The 22,539-nt window shown below is 61.5% G+C and carries 22 protein-coding genes; 13 read left to right on the forward strand and 9 right to left on the reverse strand.

The window, feature by feature from the left end; translation table 11 throughout:
• Window positions 1–50 precede the first annotated feature (50 nt).
• Both AC1RTP_RS12305 and AC1RTP_RS12310 read right to left on the reverse strand, forming a co-directional pair.
• Window positions 51–869, reverse strand: coding sequence for a sugar phosphate isomerase/epimerase family protein (locus AC1RTP_RS12305; RefSeq protein WP_498607860.1), 819 nt, complete (start codon window positions 867–869; stop codon window positions 51–53).
• Window positions 866–1,705 (reverse strand): phytanoyl-CoA dioxygenase family protein, encoded by an 840-nt coding sequence (locus AC1RTP_RS12310; RefSeq protein WP_498607861.1) that lies wholly within the window; start codon window positions 1,703–1,705, stop codon window positions 866–868. Before AC1RTP_RS12310 ends, AC1RTP_RS12305 begins: the two co-directional genes overlap by 4 nt.
• Before the next feature lie 106 nt (window positions 1,706–1,811).
• Between AC1RTP_RS12310 and AC1RTP_RS12315 the strand changes: the two genes are divergently transcribed.
• The gene (locus AC1RTP_RS12315) at window positions 1,812–2,741 is read left to right on the forward strand and encodes a LysR family transcriptional regulator (protein WP_498607863.1); all 930 of its coding nucleotides are present in this window, start codon (window positions 1,812–1,814) and stop codon (window positions 2,739–2,741) included.
• The gene (locus tag AC1RTP_RS12320; RefSeq protein ID WP_498607865.1) at window positions 2,738–3,919 is read left to right on the forward strand and encodes a DUF418 domain-containing protein; all 1,182 of its coding nucleotides are present in this window, start codon (window positions 2,738–2,740) and stop codon (window positions 3,917–3,919) included. Before AC1RTP_RS12315 ends, AC1RTP_RS12320 begins: the two co-directional genes overlap by 4 nt.
• Here AC1RTP_RS12320 and AC1RTP_RS12325 read toward each other — a convergent pair.
• Window positions 3,884–4,456 (reverse strand): ORF6N domain-containing protein, encoded by a 573-nt coding sequence (locus AC1RTP_RS12325; protein WP_498607866.1) that lies wholly within the window; start codon window positions 4,454–4,456, stop codon window positions 3,884–3,886. The two genes, AC1RTP_RS12320 and AC1RTP_RS12325, sit on opposite strands and share 36 nt — an antisense overlap.
• A 176-nt stretch (window positions 4,457–4,632) precedes the next feature.
• Here AC1RTP_RS12325 and AC1RTP_RS12330 point away from each other — a divergent pair, with 176 nt between their 5' ends.
• Window positions 4,633–5,052: a FixH family protein gene (locus tag AC1RTP_RS12330; protein ID WP_498607868.1), complete on the forward strand. Its 420-nt coding sequence runs from the start codon at window positions 4,633–4,635 to the stop codon at window positions 5,050–5,052.
• The gene (locus AC1RTP_RS12335) at window positions 5,049–6,287 is read left to right on the forward strand and encodes a cytochrome-c peroxidase (protein ID WP_498607870.1); all 1,239 of its coding nucleotides are present in this window, start codon (window positions 5,049–5,051) and stop codon (window positions 6,285–6,287) included. The genes AC1RTP_RS12330 and AC1RTP_RS12335 overlap by 4 nt, the downstream gene beginning before the upstream one ends.
• Here the strand turns inward: AC1RTP_RS12335 and AC1RTP_RS12340 are convergent.
• Complete coding sequence (locus AC1RTP_RS12340) at window positions 6,257–7,282, reverse strand: M29 family metallopeptidase (RefSeq protein WP_498607871.1); 1,026 nt, start codon at window positions 7,280–7,282, stop codon at window positions 6,257–6,259. The two genes, AC1RTP_RS12335 and AC1RTP_RS12340, sit on opposite strands and share 31 nt — an antisense overlap.
• A 111-nt stretch (window positions 7,283–7,393) precedes the next feature.
• Between AC1RTP_RS12340 and AC1RTP_RS12345 the strand changes: the two genes are divergently transcribed.
• Both AC1RTP_RS12345 and AC1RTP_RS12350 read left to right on the forward strand, forming a co-directional pair.
• The gene (locus AC1RTP_RS12345) at window positions 7,394–7,849 is read left to right on the forward strand and encodes a hypothetical protein (RefSeq protein WP_498607872.1); all 456 of its coding nucleotides are present in this window, start codon (window positions 7,394–7,396) and stop codon (window positions 7,847–7,849) included.
• Window positions 7,850–7,978: 129 nt separating this feature from the next.
• Window positions 7,979–8,182 carry a hypothetical protein gene (locus AC1RTP_RS12350; protein ID WP_498607874.1) on the forward strand — a complete coding sequence of 68 codons (204 nt, stop codon included), beginning with the start codon at window positions 7,979–7,981 and terminating at the stop codon, window positions 8,180–8,182.
• Here AC1RTP_RS12350 and AC1RTP_RS12355 read toward each other — a convergent pair.
• Entirely contained in the window at window positions 8,166–8,816 is a 651-nt protein-coding gene (locus tag AC1RTP_RS12355) for a hypothetical protein (protein ID WP_498607875.1), read from the reverse strand. The two genes, AC1RTP_RS12350 and AC1RTP_RS12355, sit on opposite strands and share 17 nt — an antisense overlap.
• Before the next feature lie 51 nt (window positions 8,817–8,867).
• Between AC1RTP_RS12355 and AC1RTP_RS12360 the strand changes: the two genes are divergently transcribed.
• Window positions 8,868–9,194 carry an apolipophorin gene (locus AC1RTP_RS12360; RefSeq protein ID WP_498607876.1) on the forward strand — a complete coding sequence of 109 codons (327 nt, stop codon included), beginning with the start codon at window positions 8,868–8,870 and terminating at the stop codon, window positions 9,192–9,194.
• Here AC1RTP_RS12360 and AC1RTP_RS12365 read toward each other — a convergent pair.
• Complete coding sequence (locus AC1RTP_RS12365) at window positions 9,191–11,323, reverse strand: tetratricopeptide repeat-containing diguanylate cyclase (RefSeq protein ID WP_498607878.1); 2,133 nt, start codon at window positions 11,321–11,323, stop codon at window positions 9,191–9,193. The genes AC1RTP_RS12360 and AC1RTP_RS12365 overlap by 4 nt on opposite strands.
• 219 nt (window positions 11,324–11,542) lie before the next feature.
• Here AC1RTP_RS12365 and AC1RTP_RS12370 point away from each other — a divergent pair, with 219 nt between their 5' ends.
• Window positions 11,543–12,418: an ABC transporter ATP-binding protein gene (locus AC1RTP_RS12370; protein WP_498607879.1), complete on the forward strand. Its 876-nt coding sequence runs from the start codon at window positions 11,543–11,545 to the stop codon at window positions 12,416–12,418.
• Entirely contained in the window at window positions 12,415–13,962 is a 1,548-nt protein-coding gene (locus AC1RTP_RS12375) for a hypothetical protein (protein ID WP_498607880.1), read from the forward strand. The genes AC1RTP_RS12370 and AC1RTP_RS12375 overlap by 4 nt, the downstream gene beginning before the upstream one ends.
• Before the next feature lie 10 nt (window positions 13,963–13,972).
• Here the strand turns inward: AC1RTP_RS12375 and AC1RTP_RS12380 are convergent, their stop codons facing one another.
• The 3 genes from AC1RTP_RS12380 to AC1RTP_RS12390 form a co-directional block, all read right to left on the reverse strand.
• Window positions 13,973–15,754, reverse strand: coding sequence for an ABC transporter ATP-binding protein (locus tag AC1RTP_RS12380; RefSeq protein WP_498607881.1), 1,782 nt, complete (start codon window positions 15,752–15,754; stop codon window positions 13,973–13,975).
• Complete coding sequence (locus AC1RTP_RS12385; protein WP_498607883.1) at window positions 15,741–17,492, reverse strand: ABC transporter ATP-binding protein; 1,752 nt, start codon at window positions 17,490–17,492, stop codon at window positions 15,741–15,743. The genes AC1RTP_RS12380 and AC1RTP_RS12385 overlap by 14 nt, the downstream gene beginning before the upstream one ends.
• Before the next feature lie 178 nt (window positions 17,493–17,670).
• Window positions 17,671–18,261: a phasin family protein gene (locus tag AC1RTP_RS12390; protein WP_498607885.1), complete on the reverse strand. Its 591-nt coding sequence runs from the start codon at window positions 18,259–18,261 to the stop codon at window positions 17,671–17,673.
• Between the two features lie 175 nt (window positions 18,262–18,436).
• On the opposite strand from AC1RTP_RS12390, the gene AC1RTP_RS12395 reads away from it, so the two are divergent.
• The 4 genes from AC1RTP_RS12395 to AC1RTP_RS12410 all read left to right on the forward strand — a co-directional run bounded on the left by AC1RTP_RS12395 (window position 18,437) and on the right by AC1RTP_RS12410 (window position 22,539).
• On the forward strand, window positions 18,437–19,738 hold the full coding sequence (locus tag AC1RTP_RS12395) for an amidohydrolase family protein (protein WP_498607887.1): 1,302 nt from the start codon (window positions 18,437–18,439) through the stop codon (window positions 19,736–19,738).
• Window positions 19,739–19,772: 34 nt separating this feature from the next.
• A complete protein-coding gene (locus AC1RTP_RS12400; protein ID WP_498607888.1) occupies window positions 19,773–20,294 on the forward strand; it encodes a GNAT family N-acetyltransferase in 522 nt (173 codons plus the stop codon).
• Complete coding sequence (locus AC1RTP_RS12405; protein WP_498607890.1) at window positions 20,291–20,803, forward strand: GNAT family N-acetyltransferase; 513 nt, start codon at window positions 20,291–20,293, stop codon at window positions 20,801–20,803. Before AC1RTP_RS12400 ends, AC1RTP_RS12405 begins: the two co-directional genes overlap by 4 nt.
• Window positions 20,804–20,901: 98 nt before the next feature.
• On the forward strand, window positions 20,902–22,539 hold the full coding sequence (locus AC1RTP_RS12410; protein ID WP_498607892.1) for a methyl-accepting chemotaxis protein: 1,638 nt from the start codon (window positions 20,902–20,904) through the stop codon (window positions 22,537–22,539).

Raw genomic sequence — 22,539 nt, forward strand, 5'->3', positions numbered from 1 at the left:
GCTTTTTATGAAACAAATAGTATGACGGTTAAAGCCTGAATCGCCAAGTCTTACATGCAATAGCGCTGGCGCAGCAGCTTAAGCATTGCTACATTCTGGTCCCACGCATTGCTGACTGGCTGCCCGGTGTAGGGCAGGGTGAAAGTGTATGGCGCAGGGCCGAATTCCGGCGTGAGCGTCATGCGTTCGGCGCCGGCGTCGCGGCGCAATTCGATAATGCGGTCCCACCACGACAGGTGCGCCTTCAGTGCTTCGGCATTTTCCGGCGCGCGGAAGTCGGCTACTTGCGGGCCTTGCTGGTGGCCGACACGCGCGTGGATGTGGCGCACGCGGGGCAGCACCTTGGCCAGCATAGGCTCCTGGTCTTCCAGCAGCGATTCGCATGCAACGCACCAGTGCGACAGGTCGGCGTTCAGTTGCAGCTGCGGCAGGCGATCGAGGTAGGGCATCAGCAGCATCGGGTGGCCGCTGAAACGGCTGCGGTGGATTTCGTGCACCACCGGCACGCCGTACTCTTTCGAGATGCCGGCAGCGAAGGAGATCAGCTCCTCGTTCTGCTGCGGCGTGTACCAGTCCTTGCCGGTGTGCGAGTTGACCAGCACCGGCTGTACTTCGCAGGCGTTGCGCAGAAGCTCCCCCAGCGCTTGCTTGTGCGCGTTGAAGTCGCTGTGGAAGACTGTCTCCCATTGGGCGACAATCAAATCCAGACCGGCGTTGGCGATCTTGTAGACCCAGTTGTCGCGCTGGGCGCGGTCCAGCGGCAGCGACATTTCAATGCCGTCAAAGCCAGCTTCTTTTACCTTGGCGATGAAGACGTCCGGCGGCAGCTCGTTGCTGCCCCAGTGCGGTGCGAAGATGCTGATTTTCACAGGAAGCCTCGCACTGGGAAGGATGCGTCGCGTTGGATCCAGTTGCGCTTTGAATATTCGGTACGTCCGTCGGTCACGTGCAGTGTGTAGGCGTGGCGCGAAACAGGCGAGCGGTTCGGCGCGCTGTAGTGCGGCAGCAGGCCGTGGAAGCAGACCAGCGAGCCAGCCTTGCATTCCAGCGGCACGGCGGTGGCGTCGGTGGGCCACGGTGTGTTGTCGAGTTTCTCAACGCTGACCTGGTCGCCTTCGCGCACAAAGCGCTCGCGCAGCGGCGAGCGGTGGCCGCCAGGTTCGGCCCACATGCAACCGTTTTCCAGCGTGGCGTCTTCCAGCGCGAACCAGAAAGTGGTGACGCTGATCGGGGTGGTGTCGAAATAGGTGGCGTCCTGGTGCCAGCGTACTTCGCCGCCGATGCCGGGCTGCTTGAAGATGTACATCGATTGCCAGACTTGCGGCTCGGCCAGGCCGATGTCGCGGGCGATCTGCTCAAGGCGCGGGTCGGCGGTGAAGGCGCGGAAGGCCGGGTCCAGGTCATGCATCGCGTGGCCGATCTTATTGATCGACAGTTCCTTGGCCTGCTTCAGTTGGCCGTCCGGGCCGAATGCTTCTTCCTCAAAGAAACAGCGTACGGTGTTGTCCGAGCCCAGGAAATAATCGTCGGCCTTCTTCTCCTGCTCTTTGGTGGTGAAGATGCCTTGCGAAACAGCCGGGTCGAAGTCGTTCACAACTTGCGCGGCGCGGGCGCGCAGGGCAGCGATTTCTTCAGCGGTCTTGAAACCGGGGATGACGATGAAGCCATCCTGGGCGAATTGGGCTTTCTGAGCGTCGGTCAGCATGTGTGGTGCTCCTTTTCTTAATGTAGGTCATTGTAGGGAAGCCATTGGATGCAAACAATGCGCAAACGGTTGACACATTGTCTCCAAAATGGAGACAATCGATAGTATGGACCAGCTTAAGGCAATGGAAATCTTCGTGGAGGTGGCGCGCCAGCGCAGCTTCAGCGGCGCGGCGCGCCGGCTGGGGATCACGCGCGCCATGGTGAGCAAGCATGTGATTGCGCTGGAGGAGCGCCTCAACGCGCGCCTGCTGCACCGCTCCACGCGCGACGTGAGCCTGACCGATGTCGGCCAGGCATACCTGGAACCTTGCGCGCTGGCGGTGCTGCAAGCGCAGGAAGCAGCGCGCGTGGTGACGCACGCCGGCATCGAACTGGCCGGGCCGCTGCGGATACAGGCGCCGTCCAGCTTCGGCAGCGAATGGCTGGCGGACGCGGTGGCGCGATTCAGCCTGCCGCATCCGCAGCTCGCGCCCTTGCTGCATGTGGACGATGCACTGCTTGACCCGATCGAGCACGGCTTCGATCTGACTATTCGCGTCGGCGGTATTCCGGACAGCCGCGCCCTGGCAATACGGCCGCTGGCGCCGTGCCGCGGCGTGCTGTGCGCCTCGCCGGCTTATTTGGCGCGTGCCGGCCGGCCCGAGTCGCCCGAGGACCTGCACCGTCACCAGTGCCTGCACTTCAGCCACCTGACCGGCGGCATCGCCTGGCACTTCGCACGCGGCGAAGAACTGGCCACGGTGCGCGTGACGCCGGCCTTCACCGCGAATAACGGCATGGTGCTGCAGCATGCGGCCCTGCGCGGATTGGGAATCGTCTATTCGACGACCTTTCTCGCGTGGCGCGACATCATCGAAGGACGCCTGGTGCCTGTGCTGACCGATTGGGAGCTGCCATTGAATTACCTGAGTGCCTTATATCCCGCCACGCGCCAGCTATCGCCGAAGGTGAGGGCGCTGATCGACTTCCTGGTGGCCGAGTATCAACCGGAACCGCCCTGGGATAAAGCATTAACCGAAGCGGGAGCCCTATGACGCGTTTGCAAAATGTCGACGCCTTGCGCGGCTTCGCGCTGCTTGGCATATTGGCCGTCAACATCTGGTCGTTCGCCGATCCCTATTTCGCATCCGGCATGAAGAACCCGCATTACCTGGGTGCGTTGGATTACACCGTACGCTTCATGGAGGCGCTGCTGTTCGAGACCAAGTTCTACCTGCTGTTCTCCTTCCTATTTGGCTACAGCTTTACTTTGCAGATGGCGGCCGCGGAGCGTGCGGGTGCAGCCTTCCGCACGCGCATGCTGCGCCGAGCGGCCGGGCTCCTGGTACTTGGCGCCCTGCATGGATTCTTCCTGTTCTATGGCGACGTCCTGCATCTGTATGGCCTTCTTAGCTTTGTGCTGATTGGATGGATCGGCTCGCAGCGCCAGGCGGTGCGCTGCGCAATGGCCTTGCTGGTGTTTGCCGTAATGGTCTTCGCGGCGCTCGGCGTGTGGATCATACTGGCCGGCCTGGATGGACCGCCCGACGCCGCGCCCGCGCTTGCGAAGCTGGCTGCCTACCAAGGCAGCGCGCACGCAACACAGACTTATATCGCGGGCGAATTCCCTTCGACGATAGGACTGCTGTTGCTTGGGCAGGGACCTAGCGCGCTGGCGATGTTCCTGCTTGGTCTCGCGGCGGGGCGCAGCCAATTATTTGCCCGCGTCGACGCCTTCCGCCACCTGCTGCCACGCGTGCTGAAGGTTGGCCTTCCGGTGGGCCTGGCCGGCGCCGGCCTATACGCCGCAGCATCCGAGTTCCCGCCGGGCGGCGCGGTGGTCATGTTTGCTACGTCGGTTGGCTACCTGACCGCGCCTTTCATGATCGCGTCCTACGTGGCGGCCTTGCTGATGTTGTTCGACAGCCGATTCGGCCCGCGCCTGCTGTCCGCGCTGGCGCCAATGGGAAAACTCGCCTTGAGCAATTACCTGATGCAGTCGCTGTTGATGGCGCTTCTCTTCACCGGCTACGGTCTGCGCCTGTGCGGCGAGCTGCCGCCGATCGCCGTATTCGCCTTGGTCCTGCTGATCTACTTCACGCAAATGGCCCTCAGCGCCTGGTGGCCCAAGCACCACACCTACGGCCCCGCCGAGTGGCTTCTGCGCGGCGTTACGAACTGGAATTGGTCGAGTGCATCAAGACTCAGGGTAGATGAAACCAATCGGACGTGAAGGTGGCAGGGGCGGAGCGGAGGCAAGGGAGCGCAGTGCTTCAAGTATTTGCGCGATTTGAACTTCCGTCTGGTTTTCAAATGTTCCCTGTCGATGCATTAAGACTTCGAGCTTTGCTTCAAGCAGTGCCATTCCCTGCGCAAAATCTTGATGCGATTCCAAAGTTTGGCGAAATTGGATAAATGCCCGGACAACATAAACGCAAACTTCGGTCGCTTGCTGGCTATTCAGAATCGTTGCGGCCATGATTGCTCCATGTTCGGTAAATGCATATGGCAAGTGCCGCCGGCCACCATGTTGCTGATGACTAGAACTTGAGTTCGCAATTTGCGACTTCAAGTCCGCAAATTCTTCCTTCGATAGCTGAAACATGAAGTCATTCGGGAATCGATTGAGATTGCGCCGAACTTGTTCGTTGAAACGTTTGGTTGGCACGCCATACAGTTCGCCCAAATCGGAATCCAGTAGGGTGCGCTTGCCGCGCAAGAGGCAAATTCTGGTGGAGATGCAGGGTAGAAGTGGTGAGTCAGAGGGCATGGCCGATTCTGTTATGCACGATTTTCGACCGAGTTAACTTTTCTCAAAGGTTATTCAAATCATGATTTGAGGTCGCAATTTGCGACCTCAAGTTGGAGCTTGACTTTCCCATCGTGGAAAGGTCCACAGTCCTCTTACGCGTGAAGGCACGCATTCATTTTGAAGACGGGGGCATTATGTTTCGAGCATTGTTGATTGGGTTGATTTTCGTTTCCACGCTAGCCCTGAGCGGCTGCATGTCGCCGCCAGTCGGTCTTGATGTCGCGCGGGAGCGCGTCACCGAGCAGCAGCGTTACCAGGTTGGGGTTAAGCCGGTGGTGGAGCCGCTTGTGATCGGCAAAATGCACTCCTGGGAAGTCAGCGTGAAACAGGCATCTGGCCAGCCGCTTACCGGTGCGAAGATCCTGATCGATGGCGGCATGCCGCAGCACCATCATGGCTTGCCTACTCAACCGCGCGCGACCAGGGAGCTGGGCGATGGCCGCTACCTGGTGGAGGGTGTCAAATTCAGCATGTCCGGCTGGTGGGAATTCAAGCTGAAGATCGAAGGCGCGCAGGGCGTCGATAACGTCACTTTCAACCTGGTCCTGCCATGAAGCGCTTTTCGCTAGGCCTCATCGCGATGCTGGTTGTCGGCATCGCGGCCGCAACCACGTTCTCGATGCAGTGCTGGAGCAAAGAGGAGATGGCAATCCTCGCCACTTTGCGCCTGAGCCAATTACAGGCGCCTGAAGCCGATCCCTCCAATCGGGTGGAGTCCATGCCGCAGGCAATCGCCCTGGGCAAGCAGCTGTTCTTCGACACGAAATTGAGCGCCAACGGCAAAGTCTCCTGCGCCAGTTGCCATGACCCGAAGCAGCAATTCCAGGATGGCCGGCCCGTAGGGCAGGGAGTCGGCACCGGTATCCGCCGCACCATGCCGGTCGCTGGCGCTGGCCATAGCCCTTTCCTGTTCTGGGACGGCAGGAAGGACAGCCTGTGGGCGCAAGCCATTGGTCCGCTTGAAGACGCTGCGGAACATGGCGGCAACCGCCTGGACTATGCCCGTATGATGCAGCAGCATTACAGCGGCGAATACGAGGCAGTATTCGGCGCCTTGCCGGATATGTCGCTCCTGCCATCCGATGCCAGCCCGCTCGGCACGGCGGCCCAGCAGGCGGCATGGCAGGCGATGGATATGGACAAGCAAGAGCAGGTGTCCCGCGTCCTGGCGAATATCGGCAAGGCCATTGCGGCCTATGAAAAGACCGTGCGCTTAGGCGAGTCGAAGCTTGATCGATACATCGAAGGCGTCATGGCCAACGACCGCAAGGCGGAGCAGATGCTGACGGCGTCGGAAAAGAACGGGCTGCGTATCTTCATCGGCGCCGGCCGCTGCGTCACCTGCCACAATGGCCCTTTGCTGACGGACCATCATTTCCACAACACGGGAATCGCGCCGCACGGCCCGATGCCACAGGCCCTTGGCCGCCGCATTGGCGTGGAAAAAGTGTTGGCGGACGAATTCAACTGCCTTGGACGCTTCAGCGATGCGGCACCGGAGCAATGCGGCGAGCTGCGCTTCCTTGCGACGGAAGGGGCAACGCTGGATGGCGCTTACAAGACGCCGAGCCTGCGCAATGCGGCTTTACGTCCGCCGTATATGCACGCTGGGCAAATCGCTACGCTGGACGATGTGGTGGCGCATTATCGCGCGGCCCCCGCGGCAAAGATCGGCAAGTCCGAGTTGGAAAAACTGGAGTTAAGCGCGCAGGACGTGAAAGACCTGGCCGCCTTCCTGGGCACGCTGTCAGGCCCGATTTACGCGGGCGACCAGCCGCCGTCGCGGTAGACCTGGTCGCCGTCCAGGTAGACGGCATCGGTCTGCACGAAGACATCGACGTGGTAGCGGGCGTCTTTGCGTTTGAACTGGGGCTTCTGGTACTGGCCATGCTTGGCGCCCAGCGAAAGGTGGATGCCGCACATGCGCTCGTAGGTGCCGATGTCATCCACCGTGCGTTCGTGCGAGAAGGCACGGTTCATGCCGAAGCCCAGCTCGCGCACCCAAACCTCGCCTTCATGTGCACGGATGATGGCGAGCATATTGTCGAACTCCGGCGTGCTGTTTTCGGCGCCGACCACGCGCCCCTTCTCCACGATCATGGTGATCGGTGCGGCAGGGCGGTTGACGTGGAAGGTGGTGTCGCCGAACACGAATACCTTGGCGCGGCCGTTGACCGCCTCGAGATCCTGCGCCTCGGTGAACACTTCGCCGATCGGGAACAGCCCTCCTACATTCTTCATCGCGCCGTAGTCGCCGATATTCAGCTTGGCCTCTTCGAACGGCGAGGCGAACACCAGGCGTTCGCCGCCGCTTTCCACCACACCCGACTGGGCACGCTCGATGCGCGCCTTCAGCGCATGGCCGACGCCGCGGTAATACGCAGGGTCGTATGCCAGCGCATCGATATACACCAGGCCTTGTTCTTCCGGCATGCGTGACAAATGCATATGCTCGATCACCTTCAGGCCGCGCTTGAACAGTTCCATGCGGATGCGGTATTCGTTCAGGCGGAAGCTGGTCGTCTGCACCAGCACCACCAAGTCGCCAGCATTCAGTTGCTCGAAAGCCGCAAGCACTTCCTCCGGCTGCACTGTGCCGAAGTCGATGAATCGCCCCGAAGGCAGCGCTACTTGGTAAGCGGCGGCCAGCACTTCGGCCAGCGGCGAGCGCTGGTCGAAAACGACTAAAGCCTGCTGTGGCGGGGCGTATTCGATGGCGTAGGCAAGCAGGTCACGCACATTGCGGGCTGCGGCATCCCATGCGGCAGGTGGAAAAGCAGTCATTGTCAGGCTATAAAGATGATAAGGCATGCGCATTATACGGCGTGGCGCTGCTTGAACCGGGAAGGGGGCCGAGGTAGAATCAAATGAATATAGCTGGGAGGAAACATTCCAATGGGTGTTCAGTTTGGCCAGGACTTACCGCTGCAGCGGCCCGATGAAACGGATAGCCGCGCGGCCGTCTTCGTCCCCACCGCGAATATCAAGGAAGACGTCATGACCGCCATCCGCAAGGGCGCGGCGGTGGTCGGCTTTGGCAATCATGACCACACCTTGACCATCTATTACGAGAGCAACCGCTTCAACGAGCCAACCCTGGCCAAATGGGAGCAGAAGGCGCGCAAGGCTTACGACCGCTTGCGCGACAACCTGCCGACGACCTCTAAGCTGGTTTGCAAGCTCGATAACTTCGAGCAGATTGGTTATATCAGCAACAAGGGCATCACTATCCGACGCCGCGCCAGCCTTGACCGCTGGCTGGAAGAGTCGGATGCGCAGGATTCCGCACCGGAAGGCGATAACGTCGCTTTCGCCCCGCCGCCGCCGCCGAAAAAAATCGTCGCTGAGTAAGCTGTAGTGCTAACATTTGCTCAAGGCCGTCAATTGGACAGCGGAGGGCAGATGCAAGTCAGCCATTTAGCTGCAGGCAGTGCGTTCCTGGTAATGTTGTTGGTATCCAACGTTATCCGGCGCGCGTTCATGCGCCATGCACAATCCCACGGCAGTGACCTGGCCTCCGCCGATACCGCCGCCTGGCTGTTGTTCTTCGGTCTGGCCTTCCTGGGCGCCGCCTTGCTCGGTGTGCTCAATCTCTCCAAATTCCTGAACCTGGCTTTCTGCAGCACCCTCCTGGTGTTCGGCGTTGCCGCCCTGGTCGGCGCCTTCGTCATCGGCCGCCATTAGCGTCCTCTTTCAAGGTCACGGGGATGCTGCGGATCTCGTTGCCATTCCACGCCGTGACCAGGCCTTCCACCAGCTTGCCCTTTCCTGAATCCGATACTTTCAGCGCTGCCACGTGGTAGCGGTAGTCGGGCCCGAACTGGCGTTCGGCGGCAAGCCTCGCGCGATCCGCAGCTTCTCCGTGCAGCATCAGCGAGAGCATGACGCACAGCAGCAATGAGAGTGCGGCGCCGCAAGCGGCGGCCAGCCCGATATTGCGTGGTTTGTGTCCGGCAGCGCGCCGTGCTGCCAGCACGGCCGGGGCGCCCAGGGTTCGGTACAGCCAGTGCAACAGGACCAGCCAGGTGGCGCTGGTGACCAGGGAGGGGAAGATGCGCGGTTGCAGCTTGAGCTGGGTCAGGGTCAGGTCCACCGGCTGCATCAGGGGCCAGGCCAGCATCATCACGCCCAGGGCGCACAGGGCGAAGGCGGCGGCCCATCGCACCAGAGCCGCCATTTGCAGGCTACCGAAGAGCAAGCCGATACCGGCTGCTGCACCGAGCAGTAAAAGGCCGGACCGGATGGCCAGCAGGTCGCAGGCGCCCAGCACCACAAGCACCATGCCCGCCCGCTTAAGGATGGGAATGTGCGCGTCCATTGGAGTATTCTAGCGTAACATTTTCACACTGCTGGAAGGAAAGGAGACCTCATGAAAACCACGATCACAATCCTGTTTGCGGCACTGTGGTTCGCCGCGCTGGGCGGCTGTCAGAAGCCTGACGACAAGCATATTGGCCCTGCCGAGCAAGCGGGCCGCGAGCTCGATAAAGCCGCCAGCCAGGCAGGCCGCGAGCTGGATAAGGCAGCCAGCCAGGCGGGCCAAAAGCTGGACCAGGCAGGCGAAAAACTGGACCAGGCAGCCCAGCAGGCAGGTGAAAAGCTGAACAAGGCGACCGAAAAGCTCGGCGAGAAAGTCGAGCAGGCGGGCAAGGATATGCAGGATTCTGCCCGCGAAGCGCGCAAGGAAAAGAATTAGTTTCCGGACTTGGACTTAAGCGGCACGACGTTGGAGGGCGGCGGCTCGTCGGGCATCCCGCCCAACACCAGGGTCAGGTCGACAAAGCCGGCGCGCCAGGCTTGTTCCAGGTTTTGTTCGATGGCTTCCATCGAGGTTTCCTCAAAATGGGCGAAGCCGCGCACGCCGTAGGCGCGGTTGCGGCCATGTGCCTTGGCAAGGTAGAGCGCCATGTCCACCAGGTTCACCGCGCGTTCCCATGGCAGCGGCGAGCCGCCCGGCGCCAGCGGGAACGGGGCGAAGCCCACCGATACATTCACATGGATCATATGGTCCTGGAACGGCACCGGCTGCGAGGAGATGCAGTTCAGGATGCGGCGTGCGATTTCATCCACCCCATTGCGCGGGATGGCCGGCAGGAAGGCCAGGAACTCTTCGCCGCCCCAGCGCACGATCATGTCGGTCTCGCGCAATGCAATGCGCAGGCTTTCCGCAATCATTTTCAGCACCGCATCGCCGGCGGCGTGGCCGTAGGTATCGTTGACGTGCTTGAAGTGGTCCACGTCCAGCAGGAACAGCGCTCCCACAATGTCTTCGCCATTTACACCGCGCCGCTCCACCTGGTTATGCGTACGCATGTATTCCTGGAAGTGGCGGCGGTTGTACAGTGAGGTAAGCGGGTCGAGCGAGCTCTGAGCCTTCAGCTCCAGGTTCTTCACTTCCAGCTGGGCATTGGCCTGGCGCACTTTGCGGTACAACAGGCCGACAATCACGGCGGCCAGCGCAAACACCACAGCCAGCAGCCACCAGATGCGTTGCTGCAGGCGGCGTGCGGTGAGCTCCGCCCCCTTGGCCAGGTTTTCGTGCGACAGCTGCTCGATCTGGCGCTTCTTCTTTTCGGTGTCGTACTTTTCCTGCAGCTCCCACACGGCTTTCTTGCGCTGCGATTCGAACATCTCGTTCGAGATCTGGCGCTCGCGGTGGTAGGCCCCGATCGCGCCCTGGTAATCGCCTACCCGTTCCAGCGCCTCGCCATATTCGGCAAGCAGGGCTTGCAGTTCGGGCTTGTCACCGGTCTTTTCGAAGTAAGCCATGCCGAGCGCGAAGGACTTCTTGCCCTCGGCGACTTTATTCATGCCCATGTAGGCCTGGCCAGCGTTGACGCGCGCCGTGGCCTCGTTGGCTTCATCGTTGGCATCGCGCGCCGCAGCAGAAGCTTCGATGGCAAAGCGCAGAGCGGTCGGGAAGTCGTGCAGCTTCAGGTTGACGTCCGACAGGTTTACCAGTGTGGTGGCGATCATACGCTTGGCGCCCAGATTGCGCGTCACCTCAAGGTTCGCCACAAGCGCACGCATGCCGCGCTTGTACTGGTGCGTATCGACTGCCAGCCCGTATTCGGCATTGTTGGCCATGGCCATGCGGCCGGGGGAATTCAGCGTTTCCGTTACTTCAAAGGTTTCGCTCAGGGTTTCCCACGCCTTGTCGAACTCGCGCATCTGGGTGTACAACACGGTCAGGGCGTTAAGCGCGCTCGCCAGCGGCAGCTTGTCGTTTTCCACCTGGTGGGCGAGTTCCACTGCAGCTTGCAGGCGGCTCAGCGCGACGGGGTAGTTACCTTGCTCGGCAAGACTTTGGCCGGCGGTGATGGTGGTCTGCACGCGCAGCATGACGTCGCCCGCGGTACTGGCAAGCTTCTCCGCCTCGAGCGCCAGTTCGTGCGACGTCTGGCGCTGGTTCATCGCAGAGCGCACATAGGCTTTGATGAGCAGGCCCTTGGCGATGATGACCTTGTTGTCTTGTTTTTGGCCAAAGGCGTACAGCTCATCGGCTAATGCGAGTGCGGTGTCGTGCTTGCCAAGGCTGCGGTGGGCCAGGCTGAGCTGGGCCAGGAATTCGGCACGGGTCTGTGGCGGTGCGGAGCGCGCCACCGGTTCCATCTGCTGCAACTGGAGCAGGGCTTTTTCAGGGACGAACCTGACCAGCTCACGGATCTGGGCAATTTCCTGGTCCAGCGGCGACTGGGCGAAGGCAAGAATCGGCGCAAGCAGGCAGGCGCCAACCATCGATCGAAGGCGCTTGGAAATGGTCGAAACCGGAAAGCCTGGCAACTTGGGTCCTTGTGGGTCGCGTGAGCAGCGTGTGCGGTTCATTATATGCCTGTTGCAAGCCGGAAAGCCGCATGGTCACTCACTATTTGCATGTTAGACGCCCTGAGTGTGGGGAAAATGCAAGTAGACTTTCCACTTGTGTAACTAGTTACACAATCTTGCCAGTCGTCCCCTCGATTCGACCGTTTATCGCATCGTCTGCGCAGCCGGCGGCCGGCCCGGATACAGTCGCCCCATTGTTAATCTTGAGGCGAATACAACATGTTAGAACTGCGCAATGTCAGCAAGGTTTTTCGCGACCTGAAAGCGGTCGACGACGTTTCATTGAAACTTGGTACCGGCGTCGTGGGATTGGTTGGTCACAACGGCGCGGGCAAGACCACGCTGATGCAGCTGGTTGCGACTCTGGCGCGCCCCAGCACCGGCAACATCCTTTTTGATGGTGTCGACATTGTGCGCAATCCGGATGCGATGCGGCGCCGCCTTGGTTTCCTGCCGCAGGAGTTCGGCGTCTACCCGAACCTGACAGCGCTGGAATGCATGCAGTACTTCGCTGCTTTGAAAGGCGTGCGTGATCCGGCCCGCATCCGCAACCTGCTGGAGATGGTGAATCTCACCGAGCACGCGCGGCGGCCGGCGGCATCGTTCTCCGGCGGCATGCGGCGCCGCCTGGGCATCGCACAAGCGCTGCTGAATGATCCCGATATCCTGATCGTCGACGAACCTACGGCCGGCCTTGATCCGGAAGAGAGGCTGCGCTTCCGCCGCCTGTTGTCCGAGCTGGGCTTCGGCAAGCTGGTGATCGTCTCCACCCACATCGTGCCGGATGTCGAGAGCATCGCAGGCCAGTTGGCCATCATGCGAAAGGGCCGCTTGCTGGCGCTGGAAGCGCCGGAAGCCATCCTGCAGCGCGCCCGCGGCCAAGTGTGGCAGGCGAGCGTCGACGCGGCGGAATACGATGCGCTGCGCAGCCGCCTGCATGTGCTACAAGCGCAGCGCCAGGGCGCACAGGTGCAGCTGCGCGTGGCGCATCCGGGCCAGCCCATGGCCGGCGCGCAAGCGGTTGAACCGAGCCTGGAAGAAGCGCTGATGGCGCAGCGCTATGCCATGACCGAGCCTGTGGCGGAGGTGGCATGAATGCGATCAGCACAATCGCGCTTAATGAAGTGCGGCTAAGGCTGCGGCGGCTGTCCACGCTGGTGGCGTTGCTGGCGGTAGTGGCGCTGTGCTGGCTGGCGATTTCCGATCCTGCCGACGGCGTCACCATGATGGTGATCGACAAGAAGCGTGTGCTCTACACCAGCCAGGCGCTGGCGTTTGGCAGCGCCCACATCGCCGGCATGCTGCTCGGACTGGGCGGTTTCTTCCTGCTGCGCGGGCGCGTGGCGGAGGACCTGCAGAGCGGAATGGGAGCCGTGATTGGCGCGACGGGCGCCAGCAATGCCTTGCTGGTGTGCGGGCGCTGGCTGGGCGGCGTGGCTTACCTGCTGCTGTTCGTGCTGGCCTATCTTGGCTCTACGCTGGCGCTGCATGGGCTGCGCGGGGAGGGACCGATCCAGCTTGGGGTCTACCTGCAAACCTATACGCTGATGCTGCTGCCTATCGTAAGCTACGGCGCCGCCTGCGCGGTCTTGTTCGACAATATCGGGCCGCTGGTGGGCAAGCGCGGCGACGTGCTGTTCTTCTTTTTGTGGTGCTTGCAGTTCGGCGCGCTGGTGGGAGTGACCGAGAAGGCTGATATGTTGTGGCCGATGTACCTTGATTTCTCCGGTCTCTCGGTGGCGGTGACGACGCTGCGCGATCACTTCGAGACCACATATTTTGCGCTGGGGCGGCATGGCTTCGACCCGTCGGCGGCAACGATCACGATTCCAGAATCGTTGTGGACGCTGCGTGCCTGGTCGACTCGTGCGGTGACCTTGTTGCTGACATTTTTCTTGCTGGCGCCGGCGGCGCTGTTTTTCCACCGCTATTCACCGGACCGCGTTCGTCCACGTTCGGCGCGCGGCAATCGCCTGATCGCGTTGTTGGACCGTGTGCTGCGCCCGGTCGGCGTCCTGGTGCGCCCATTGCCGGCGCTGGCGATGCGCGTGCCGGGTTTTGCCGGCGAGGTGCTGGCGGAGGTGGCGCTGGTGCTGTCGATGTCTCCAGCTGCCGCGGTGGTCTTGCTTGCCACAGCCGCTGCGGCCATCTTCGCGGACGCCTCGGCTTTGCCTGGCGTGGCAGTGGTCGGTGTTCTGGGCTGGGGTGTGATCGTTTGCGGCATCGCACCGCGCGATTGGCAGAGTGGGGCGGATGCGATGACGGGGGTTCTCCCCGGCGGTGTTGTGCGGCGGTACTTGCGGCATTGGTCGGCCAGCCTGGTCCTGGCTATGCCGCTGGCCGTCGTTGCCCTGCGCTGGTCGGCGGAGTCGCCGGTGCGCGCGGCAGCGGCCCTGGGCGGAGTGTTGGCTGTGGCTTCCGCCGCGAGCCTGCTGGGTGGCTTGACGCGCGGTACGCGGCTGTTCCTCGCGCTGTTCCAGTTCACCTGGTATATCGCGCTTAACTCGCCCAGGATGCCGATGCTGGACATGGTCGGCTTCAATGGCGTCGCAACCGCCAGCAGCGCGGCTACATGGGCGTTGGCGGGCTGCTTGCTATGGACGGCAGGACTCGTCCACAGCAACTGGCGCCGCGCGTGAGAACAGGCGATCAGGCTGCGAGCTGTTGCAAAAGATAGAGGCGCTGGTACAAGCCGTTGTCAATTTTCATAAGTTCCTCGTGCGCGCCCTGTTCCACGATGCGTCCATGGTTCAGGACCACGATGCGGTCTGCCTCGCGGATGGTGGACAGGCGGTGTGCAATCGCAATGATGGTGACCTGGCCGCGTAACTCGTTCAAGGCCACCTGCACGATCTGCTCCGTATGCGAATCGATGCGCGAAGTCGCCTCGTCCAGCAGCAGGATACGCGGCTTGCCTGCCAGTGCGCGGGCAATCGCGATCAGTTGCTTCTGTCCGGACGACAGGCGCGAACCGCCTTCGCCCATGACGGACTGGTAGCCATCTTCCATCGCCGTGATGAAGTCGTGGCAGTGGGCCGCGCGCGCGGCAGACTCGATCTCCTGCTGCGACAGCCCGCGTCCCATGTCGATGTTCTCGTAGGCCGAAGCGGCGAGCAGGAAGGGGTCTTGCGGCACCAGGCCGACATCTGCGCGGAATTGTTCGTTGTCGATTTCGTCCAGCAGCATGCCGTTCATGCGGATGCTGCCATGCGGGGCTGGGTAGTAGCGCAACAGCAGCGACAGCAGCGTCGATTTGCCGCTGCCGGTGTGGCCTACGATGCCGAAGAATGAGCCTTGGGGAATATCGAGCGACAGCTGGTGCAGCACGCGCTGGCCTGCGATGTACTCGAAATCCAGCGCCTTGATCTCAATGGCGGGCGCGCCTTCGTCATTGGCCGCGTGGCGTACATGCGCCGAGGAACCGGCACGGTGTTCCGGTGCGCTCTGTTCGCCCAGCAGGGTTGCCACGCGCGAAGTGGCGACCACCGACTGCTGCAGCTGGCTGAATTGCATCGTGATCTGGATCAGCGGCTCGATCACGCGCGCGATGTAGTTGATGAAGGCGTACAGCACGCCCACTTCGGCCGCGCTCATATCGCGCTGGCCGAACATGAAGATGACGGACGCCAGGAGCAGGATGTTCAGCATATCCAGCGCGGGACGCAGCAGCCAGGCATTGGCACGGATCTCGGCCAGACGCTGGGTGTAGTGGTCCGCATTGGTATCGGCGAAGCGCTTGCCAAAGCGCTCCTCTGCATTATTCGCCTGCAGCACCGTCATGCCGCCGATCGATTCGGCGATCTGCGCGTTGATGTCGCTGCGCAGCTGGCGGGCGCGGGTCACGGCTGGAGCGCTCAGGCGCTGGTAGGCCCAAACGATCACCAGCACAAAGGGCAGTAGCGCCACCACGATGGTCATCAGGCGCCAATCCAGCCAGGCCATGGCGGCGACGGTGCCGATCAAAACGATGCTGCTATCCAGGATCACGAACAGCACCTGGATATACAGGCCTTTCACTGCTTCAGTGTCGTTGGTGACGCGCGACACCAGCTGGCCGGTGATGGCGCGGTCGAAGAAAGCCATAGGCAGCCGTAGCACGTGGCCGTAGACGCGCTCACGCAGGCGCTGCACCGAACGCATCGCCACGCCGGACAATCGAACCAGTTGCCGGTAGCGCACCCAGGTCGCGATCCAACCGGTTACCAGCACGCCTCCCAGCAAGAGTGCCATCGGGAGCCAGTCCATATGCCGTGGCAGCAGGTGTTCGTCGATCAGGCGCTTACCGAGCAAAGGACCCAGCACCTCCATGAGCGCAGCAAAAGCCAGCCACATAACGGCCCAGCCCAGGTGGTGCAGGTCAGGTCCGGAAGCCTCGCGCAGCAGGCCGATTGCCTGGCTAGTTTGTCGGCGGGCGCTATCAGGCTGCGTCAAGGCTGGCCTCCAATTGTTGGTAGCGCCACTGGCTGGCATACCAGCCGTTCAGCGCAAGCAGTTCTTCATGCGTGCCGGATTCAGTGATGCGGCCGTGATGTAGCACCACGATCTGGTCCGCATCCACCACGGCACTCAGGCGATGGCTGGCGATGATCGCGCTGCGCGTGGTGTGGGCGCTGCGCAGCTCTTCCAGGTGTTCGAGGATAGCGGTCTCAGTGCCGGTATCGACGGCGGACAGCGCATCATCCAGCAGCAGTAAGTCGTTATCCGACAGCAGCGCGCGCGCAATCGCCACGCGCTGGCGCTGGCCCCCGGACAGGGTAATGCCCTTCTCGCCCACCTCCGTTTCATACTTGTGCGGGAAGAGCAGGATATCGTCATGGATCGCCGCCAGGTTGGCCGCACGTTCAACGTCCGCACGGGTAGCGCCGGGGCGGGCCAGTGCGATATTGTCGGCAATCGTGGCCGAGAATAGGAAGGACTCCTGCGGCACCCAGCTGATTGCCGCCCGCAGCGCCTGCAGCGTGTATTGATCAAGCGTGTGGCCGCTCCATTCGACGCGGCCATGCGTTGGCGTCACCTGGCGCAGCAGCACGCGCAGCAGCGTCGTCTTGCCCGAGCCGGTTGGGCCGACCAGTCCCAGGGTCTGGCCTGGCTTCAAAACCAGGGAGATATCCGACAGGGCCGCTTCGTGTTGTCCGGGATAAGAGAAGCCCACGCCCCCCAGCTCCAGGTTGCCCGGAGCGACCTTCGGCAGGGTGCCATGGTCCTCGATGGTCAGCGGCGCATCCAGCATTGGCTGAAGGCGCGCATAAGCCGCACGACCGCGCTCGATCAGGGACAGCACCCAGCCAGCAGCAAACATAGGCCAGATCAACTGGCCAAGATACATGCTGAAAGAAGTCAGCTCGCCAATGGTCAGCTCATTACGCCAGACCAGAAAGCCGCCCAAGCCCAGCGACAAGCCGGTAGCAGCAGTCAGCGTCAAGCCGACTGCCGGCTCATACGCCGCCTCCCAGCGCTGCGCGGTCAGCGCCGAATCGGCAGCCGCACCCGCCAGTTCCCCGAAACGCGTGCTGCTTCGCTGTTCCAGTCCCAGCGCACGCAAGGTACGCACGCCCGACAGGGTTTCCTGCACATGGTCGTTCAGCGCGCTGAAACGCTTGAGCGAATCGGCGGAAGCGGTGTGGATATGCGAAGAAATGCGCCAGAAAGCCCAGGCCATCAGCGGGAAAGGAATCAGCGCGAACAACGCCAGGCGCCAATCCACACCAATCAGCATCATGCCGAGCACCAGCAGCAAGGTCAGCGAACCATCGAAGCCAGCCAGCATCGCCTCGCCAGCTGCCATCTCGATAGCATCGATATCATTGGTCGCCAGCGCCATCAAATCGCCGGTACGCTGCTTCTGGAAGAACTGAGGACCTTGCAGGGAAAGCCGCCGATAAAAGCGCGTACGCAACTCAACGCCTAACTGGTAGGCGGCAGCGAACAGCTTCATACGCCAAGCCACGCGCAAGCCATAATTCGCCACGCCCAGCAAAAGCAGCAAGCCGATTGGCTGCCACAGCGAATCACGGCCGAGTTTGCCCGCCGCCAGGCCATCGACCATAAAGCCGATCTGGCGCGGAATGCAGATGCCGATGACTGCAACGCCGGCCAGCATAGCGCCAGCCGCCGCATAAGAACGCCAATGGCTACGGACGAAGCCACCGATCAGGCGCAATAAACTCATATGCTTAGAAGAAAAATGCTGCCAAGAGCCGTCAAGGATACCTCAGGGCAGAATTTTTCGCCGAGCGTGCGCCCGCGCCTTTGTGGATGAAAGTCGGGGTCAGGTCGAGCAAATGGACAAATCGACGCTCGTCGAGCGTCGATTTGTCCATTTGCTCGACCTGACCCCGACTTTTAAGTTACTTGTGAGCCTTGGCGCCGTTGGCGGTTGGGGCTTTTGGATCTGGGAAGCTGACAGCTGGCTTGGCGGCTTTGGCTTCGGCTTTCACTTCTGGCTTGGCTTCCACTGCTTCTGGCTTGATATCGACTTTGGCTGCTGGCTTGGCTTCGGCTTTGGCGGCTTTCGGTGCTGGTGCCGGTGCCGGTGCCGGAGCAGGTGCTGGCACTGGGGCTGCAACCGGGGAGGCGAGCTTCGGCACGCGTACGGCTTGCTTGCCGGCTTCTTTCAGTTGCTCTTGTGCGGTCTGGAACAGTTCGGCCTGGGTCTTGCTGGCAATGCTGAACAGTTCGCGGTTATAGGCGAACAGGCCGTCGAAGTTCGGCACGCGGGCTGTGCTCTTGGCGAAGAATTCTTGCGGGTCTTTCGCTTCCAGCAGTTCGCGCGCGGCGGCGGAACTCTTCTCGACGTTGGCTTTGGTGGTGCTCAGGTTCAGAGCGATCACCTTTTGCACGCCTTCGAAAGCTGTGGTGGCGAAGTTGTTGAGGATTTTCAGCTGCGCTTCCAGCTGCGACTTGGTGGCTGCGGAAAATTGCTCGGGATTCGAAAACATATTTTCTCCTGGATTGATGGGAAATGGTGCGCTGCAATAAACCCATTCTAGCGACGAAATATTGTATTGGAAAGACATTTTTGCCGGCTTTCGAACTAAAAGTAATGCGCTGCAACATTGCCTGCCTCGCGCGCCTTGCCTACAATCGGCCATCGCCCCACCCGTGGAGTCTCTAATGGACCTTGTAATCCGCAATGCCAATCTGCCGGATGGCCGCCAGTGCATCGACCTGGCGATCGAGAATGGCCGCATCGCTGAAGTCGCTCCCTCTTTGCAAGCTAAGGGCGCGCGCGAGATCGATGCCGCTGGCAAGCTGGTCAGCCCGCCTTTCGTCGATGCGCATTTTCATATGGATGCCACCCTTAGCTATGGCCTGCCGCGCGTGAACCAGTCCGGCACGCTACTGGAGGGCATTGCCCTGTGGGGCGAGCTGAAACCGCAGCTGACGCAGGAAGCCTTGGTGCAGCGCGCCATGCAATATTGCGACTGGGCTGTGGCGCGCGGCCTGCTCGCCATTCGCAGCCACGTCGATGTGTGCGATGACCGTTTGTTGGCGGTAGAGGCGCTGCTGGAAGTGAAGCGCCGCGTCGCGTCTTACCTCGACTTGCAGCTGGTGGCCTTCCCACAGGATGGCGTGTTGCGCAGCCCGAGTGCGCTGGATAACCTGAAGCGTGCCATCGCCCTCGGCGTTGATGTCGTAGGCGGCATCCCGCATTTTGAACGCACCATGGCCGAAGGGGCGGAATCCGTGCGTATCCTGTGCGAGTTCGCGGCCGACAAAGGCCTGCGGGTCGATATGCATTGCGATGAATCGGATGATCCGCTGTCGCGCCATATCGAAACCCTGGCTTATCACTCGCAGCGCCTTGGCCTGCACGGCCGCGTGGCCGGCTCGCACCTGACGTCCATGCATTCGATGGACAACTACTACGTGAGCAAGCTGCTGCCCTTGATCAAGGAAGCCGGCGTGGCAGCCATCGCCAACCCGCTGATCAACATCACCTTGCAGGGACGTCACGATACTTACCCCAAGCGGCGCGGCATGACGCGCGTGCCGGAAATGCTGGCGCAGGGTATTCCCGTCGCCTTCGGTCACGATTGCGTGCTCGATCCGTGGTATAGCATGGGCTCCGGCGATATGCTGGAAGTAGCCCACATGGGCCTGCACGTCGCGCAAATGACAGGGCAGGAAGCAATGCGCGCCTGCTACAGGGCTGTCACTGAAACGCCAGCCAGCATCCTTGGCCTCGAAGGTTACGGCCTGCAGCCTGGCTGCCACGCCGACCTGGTACTGCTCGATGCCGGCGATCCGGTGGAAGCGATCCGGCTGCGTGCGGCGCGACTGCTGGTGCTGCGCCGCGGCCGTATAGTGGCTGAGTCGCCGGCTGCCGTGGTGCGCCTGGATTTGCCCGGCCGTCCCGCGCAAGTCGATTTCCGCCTGATGGGCCCGGCTGGACTTGCAAGGGAAAATGGATGAAAATCCATCATCATTCCTGCCGTTGGGAGCAGCTTTGAAAGACATTGTCATCCGCCCGGCCGAGGAGGCCGACTTTGACTCCATGTGGACCATATTCCAGGAGTTGGTTGCGAGCGGTGATGCCTATTATTTTGCGGCCGATACCAGCCGCGACGACTGCCACGCCTATTGGTTCGGGCGCGGCATTAAGACCTGGGTGGCGGTGCTCAACACCGGTCGCCTGCTTGGCATGTACCGCCTGCTCTCCAACCAGCTCGATCGCGGTGCGCATGTCGCCAATGCCTCCTTCATGGTCAGCCCCGCCGCGCAAGGCGTGGGCATCGGCAAGATGCTGGGCCGCCACTGCCTGGAACAGGCGCGGCGCGACGGCTACCTCGCCATGCAGTTCAATTACGTTGTAAGCACCAATGTCTCTGCCGTGCTGCTGTGGAAGCGGCTCGGCTTTTCCGTGATAGGTACGCTGCCGCGCGCCTATCGGCACCAGCAGCTCGGTTTTGTCGACGTGTATGTGATGTACAAGTTCCTGGCCGACCCTAACGATTGGCCGGAGCAATGATCGAAACAAAACGACTGACCCTGCGTCCCCTTACTCTTGATGATGCTTCGTTCTACCTGCGGCTGGTGAACGAGCCTTCCTTTATCGCGAATATCGGCGATAAGGGCGTGCGTGATCTCGAAGGCGCGCGAGTGGCATTGCTGGCTGGTCCGATTGCCATGCAGGCGCAGCTTGGTTATTCGCTGTGGATGGTCAACCGCAAAGAGGATGGCGCTGCCATCGGCATGTGCGGCTTGATCAAGCGCGACACTTTGCCGGACACCGATATAGGCTATGCCTACCTGCCTGCCTATTGGGGGCAAGGTTATGCGTGGGAGGCGGCGTCGGCGGCATTGGCTTATGGCCGAGATGTGGTCGGCCTGCCGCGCCTGCTGGGCATTGTCTCGCCCGGCAATACCGCTTCATCGGAACTGTTGAAAAAGCTTGGCATGCGCTACGTCGAGCGACTCGCGACGGAGAAGGATACTGACCTCTATCGTATTGAGTTTCCTCCCGCGCCGCCGTTGTAGTTGATCCACGTATCTTGGCTTTTAGTACTTTAGGGCGCATGATGAAGATTGCAGACCTGAAGGCATAATAGCGCCTTTTTACCTAGGGGAAACTAATCATGAACTTCGGCAATCTTAAGATCGGAGTGCGCCTGGGCTTGCTCGGCGCTTTCTTTATGTTGGCCCTCCTCACGGTCGGCTACCAGGGCTGGAGCGCCATCAACGCGATCAAAGCCAATAATGCCCAAAGCATGCAGCGCTCGGTTGACCTGACCCAGGCTGTTGATACGGCGCGCGGCGCGCAAGTCGAATTCAAGATCCAGGTGCAGGAGTGGAAGAATATCCTGGTGCGCGGCCATGATCAGGCGCAGTTCGACAAATATTCGAAAGCTTTCGTCAAGAGTGGGGAGGCGACGAATGCCGAGCTGAAAAAGCTGGGCGGCTTGTTCAGCAAGCTGAACCTGCAAACCAACCTCGACGATGAAGCCATCAAGATGCATGAGGAACTGGGCAAGAATTATATGGCCGCGCTCAAGCAATTCGACACGGCCAATCCGGAGAGCTACAAGATCGTCGACAAGGCTGTGGCCGGCATGGACCGCCCGCCGACCAAAAAGATCGACGAGATCGTTGAATTCATCGATACCCAATCCAAGAAGAATGCCGCGGAGGCAGCTTCGGCGGCCGAAGCGACCGCGCGTTCCGCCACCATCACGCTGCTGGTGGTGTTGGTCGTGACCACTGCCGTAGGCGCTGCCATCGTGTGGTGGATCGTGAAGGGCATCACGCGCCCGCTCGACGAAGCGATTGATATCGCCAAGACCGTGGCGGCCGGTGACCTGAGCCGTGAGGTGAACGTGAGGACGAGGGATGAGGTGGGCGAGTTGTTGGGGGCGCTGAAGCAAATGAGCGGCAACCTGTCGGATATCGTGAGCCGCGTGCGCGTAAGCACGGAGACCATTGCCAGTGCGTCGAGCGAGGTGGCGACTGGCAGTATGGATCTGTCGACCCGCACCGAACAGCAAGCCAGTTCGCTTGAGGAAACCGCTTCGTCGATGACGGAGCTGACCAGCACTGTGCGTCAGAACAATGAGAACGCGACGCAGGCGCGCAAGCTGGCCGATGAGGCTTCCAATGTTGCGGTGCGCGGCGGCGCCACTGTGTCGGAAGTGGTGCAGACCATGGGCGCGATCAACGAATCTTCGCGCAAGATCGTCGACATCATTGGCGTAATTGATGGCATTGCGTTCCAGACCAACATCCTGGCGCTGAATGCGGCAGTGGAAGCGGCCCGCGCCGGTGAACAGGGTCGCGGCTTTGCTGTGGTGGCGGGTGAAGTGCGCAACCTGGCGCATCGTTCGGCAGCTGCTGCGAAGGAGATCAAGGAGCTGATCGGTAATTCCGTCGAGCGCGTGGAGGAGGGCAGCCGCTTGGTCGGCGAGGCCGGCGTGACGATGGAGGAGGTGGTCAACAGCGTTCGGCGCGTGACTTCGATGATCGGCGAGATTGCCGTTGCCACAGGAGAGCAGCGCGAGGGGATCGAGCAGATCAGCGATGCCATCACGCAAATGGACACCGTGACGCAGCAGAACGCCGCGCTGGTGGAAGAGGCGGCGGCTGCCGCCGAAGCTTTGCAGCAGCAGGCTGCCAGCCTGACGGAGGCGGTTTCCGTGTTCAGGTTGCGTGAGGCCGGCGGCGGTGGCACCGCGCGATTGCAGCTGTCCGCAAGCCGTGGCCTGCGGACGCTTGCAGCGTAA

It is taken from the genome of Pseudoduganella sp. GW821-FHT11H04 (assembly GCF_058807935.1).

Coding starts and splice junctions, on each gene's coding strand:
- AC1RTP_RS12310 (WP_498607861.1), bottom strand. CDS start 1,705: ATGCTGACCGACGCTCAGAAAGCCCAATTCGCCCAGGATGGCTTCATC.
- AC1RTP_RS12315 (WP_498607863.1), top strand. CDS start 1,812: ATGGACCAGCTTAAGGCAATGGAAATCTTCGTGGAGGTGGCGCGCCAG.
- AC1RTP_RS12320 (WP_498607865.1), top strand. CDS start 2,738: ATGACGCGTTTGCAAAATGTCGACGCCTTGCGCGGCTTCGCGCTGCTT.
- AC1RTP_RS12325 (WP_498607866.1), bottom strand. CDS start 4,456: ATGCCCTCTGACTCACCACTTCTACCCTGCATCTCCACCAGAATTTGC.
- AC1RTP_RS12330 (WP_498607868.1), top strand. CDS start 4,633: ATGTTTCGAGCATTGTTGATTGGGTTGATTTTCGTTTCCACGCTAGCC.
- AC1RTP_RS12335 (WP_498607870.1), top strand. CDS start 5,049: ATGAAGCGCTTTTCGCTAGGCCTCATCGCGATGCTGGTTGTCGGCATC.
- AC1RTP_RS12340 (WP_498607871.1), bottom strand. CDS start 7,282: ATGACTGCTTTTCCACCTGCCGCATGGGATGCCGCAGCCCGCAATGTG.
- AC1RTP_RS12345 (WP_498607872.1), top strand. CDS start 7,394: ATGGGTGTTCAGTTTGGCCAGGACTTACCGCTGCAGCGGCCCGATGAA.
- AC1RTP_RS12350 (WP_498607874.1), top strand. CDS start 7,979: ATGCGCCATGCACAATCCCACGGCAGTGACCTGGCCTCCGCCGATACC.
- AC1RTP_RS12355 (WP_498607875.1), bottom strand. CDS start 8,816: ATGGACGCGCACATTCCCATCCTTAAGCGGGCGGGCATGGTGCTTGTG.
- AC1RTP_RS12360 (WP_498607876.1), top strand. CDS start 8,868: ATGAAAACCACGATCACAATCCTGTTTGCGGCACTGTGGTTCGCCGCG.
- AC1RTP_RS12365 (WP_498607878.1), bottom strand. CDS start 11,323: ATGAACCGCACACGCTGCTCACGCGACCCACAAGGACCCAAGTTGCCA.
- AC1RTP_RS12370 (WP_498607879.1), top strand. CDS start 11,543: ATGTTAGAACTGCGCAATGTCAGCAAGGTTTTTCGCGACCTGAAAGCG.
- AC1RTP_RS12375 (WP_498607880.1), top strand. CDS start 12,415: ATGAATGCGATCAGCACAATCGCGCTTAATGAAGTGCGGCTAAGGCTG.
- AC1RTP_RS12385 (WP_498607883.1), bottom strand. CDS start 17,492: ATGAGTTTATTGCGCCTGATCGGTGGCTTCGTCCGTAGCCATTGGCGT.
- AC1RTP_RS12390 (WP_498607885.1), bottom strand. CDS start 18,261: ATGTTTTCGAATCCCGAGCAATTTTCCGCAGCCACCAAGTCGCAGCTG.
- AC1RTP_RS12395 (WP_498607887.1), top strand. CDS start 18,437: ATGGACCTTGTAATCCGCAATGCCAATCTGCCGGATGGCCGCCAGTGC.
- AC1RTP_RS12405 (WP_498607890.1), top strand. CDS start 20,291: ATGATCGAAACAAAACGACTGACCCTGCGTCCCCTTACTCTTGATGAT.
- AC1RTP_RS12410 (WP_498607892.1), top strand. CDS start 20,902: ATGAACTTCGGCAATCTTAAGATCGGAGTGCGCCTGGGCTTGCTCGGC.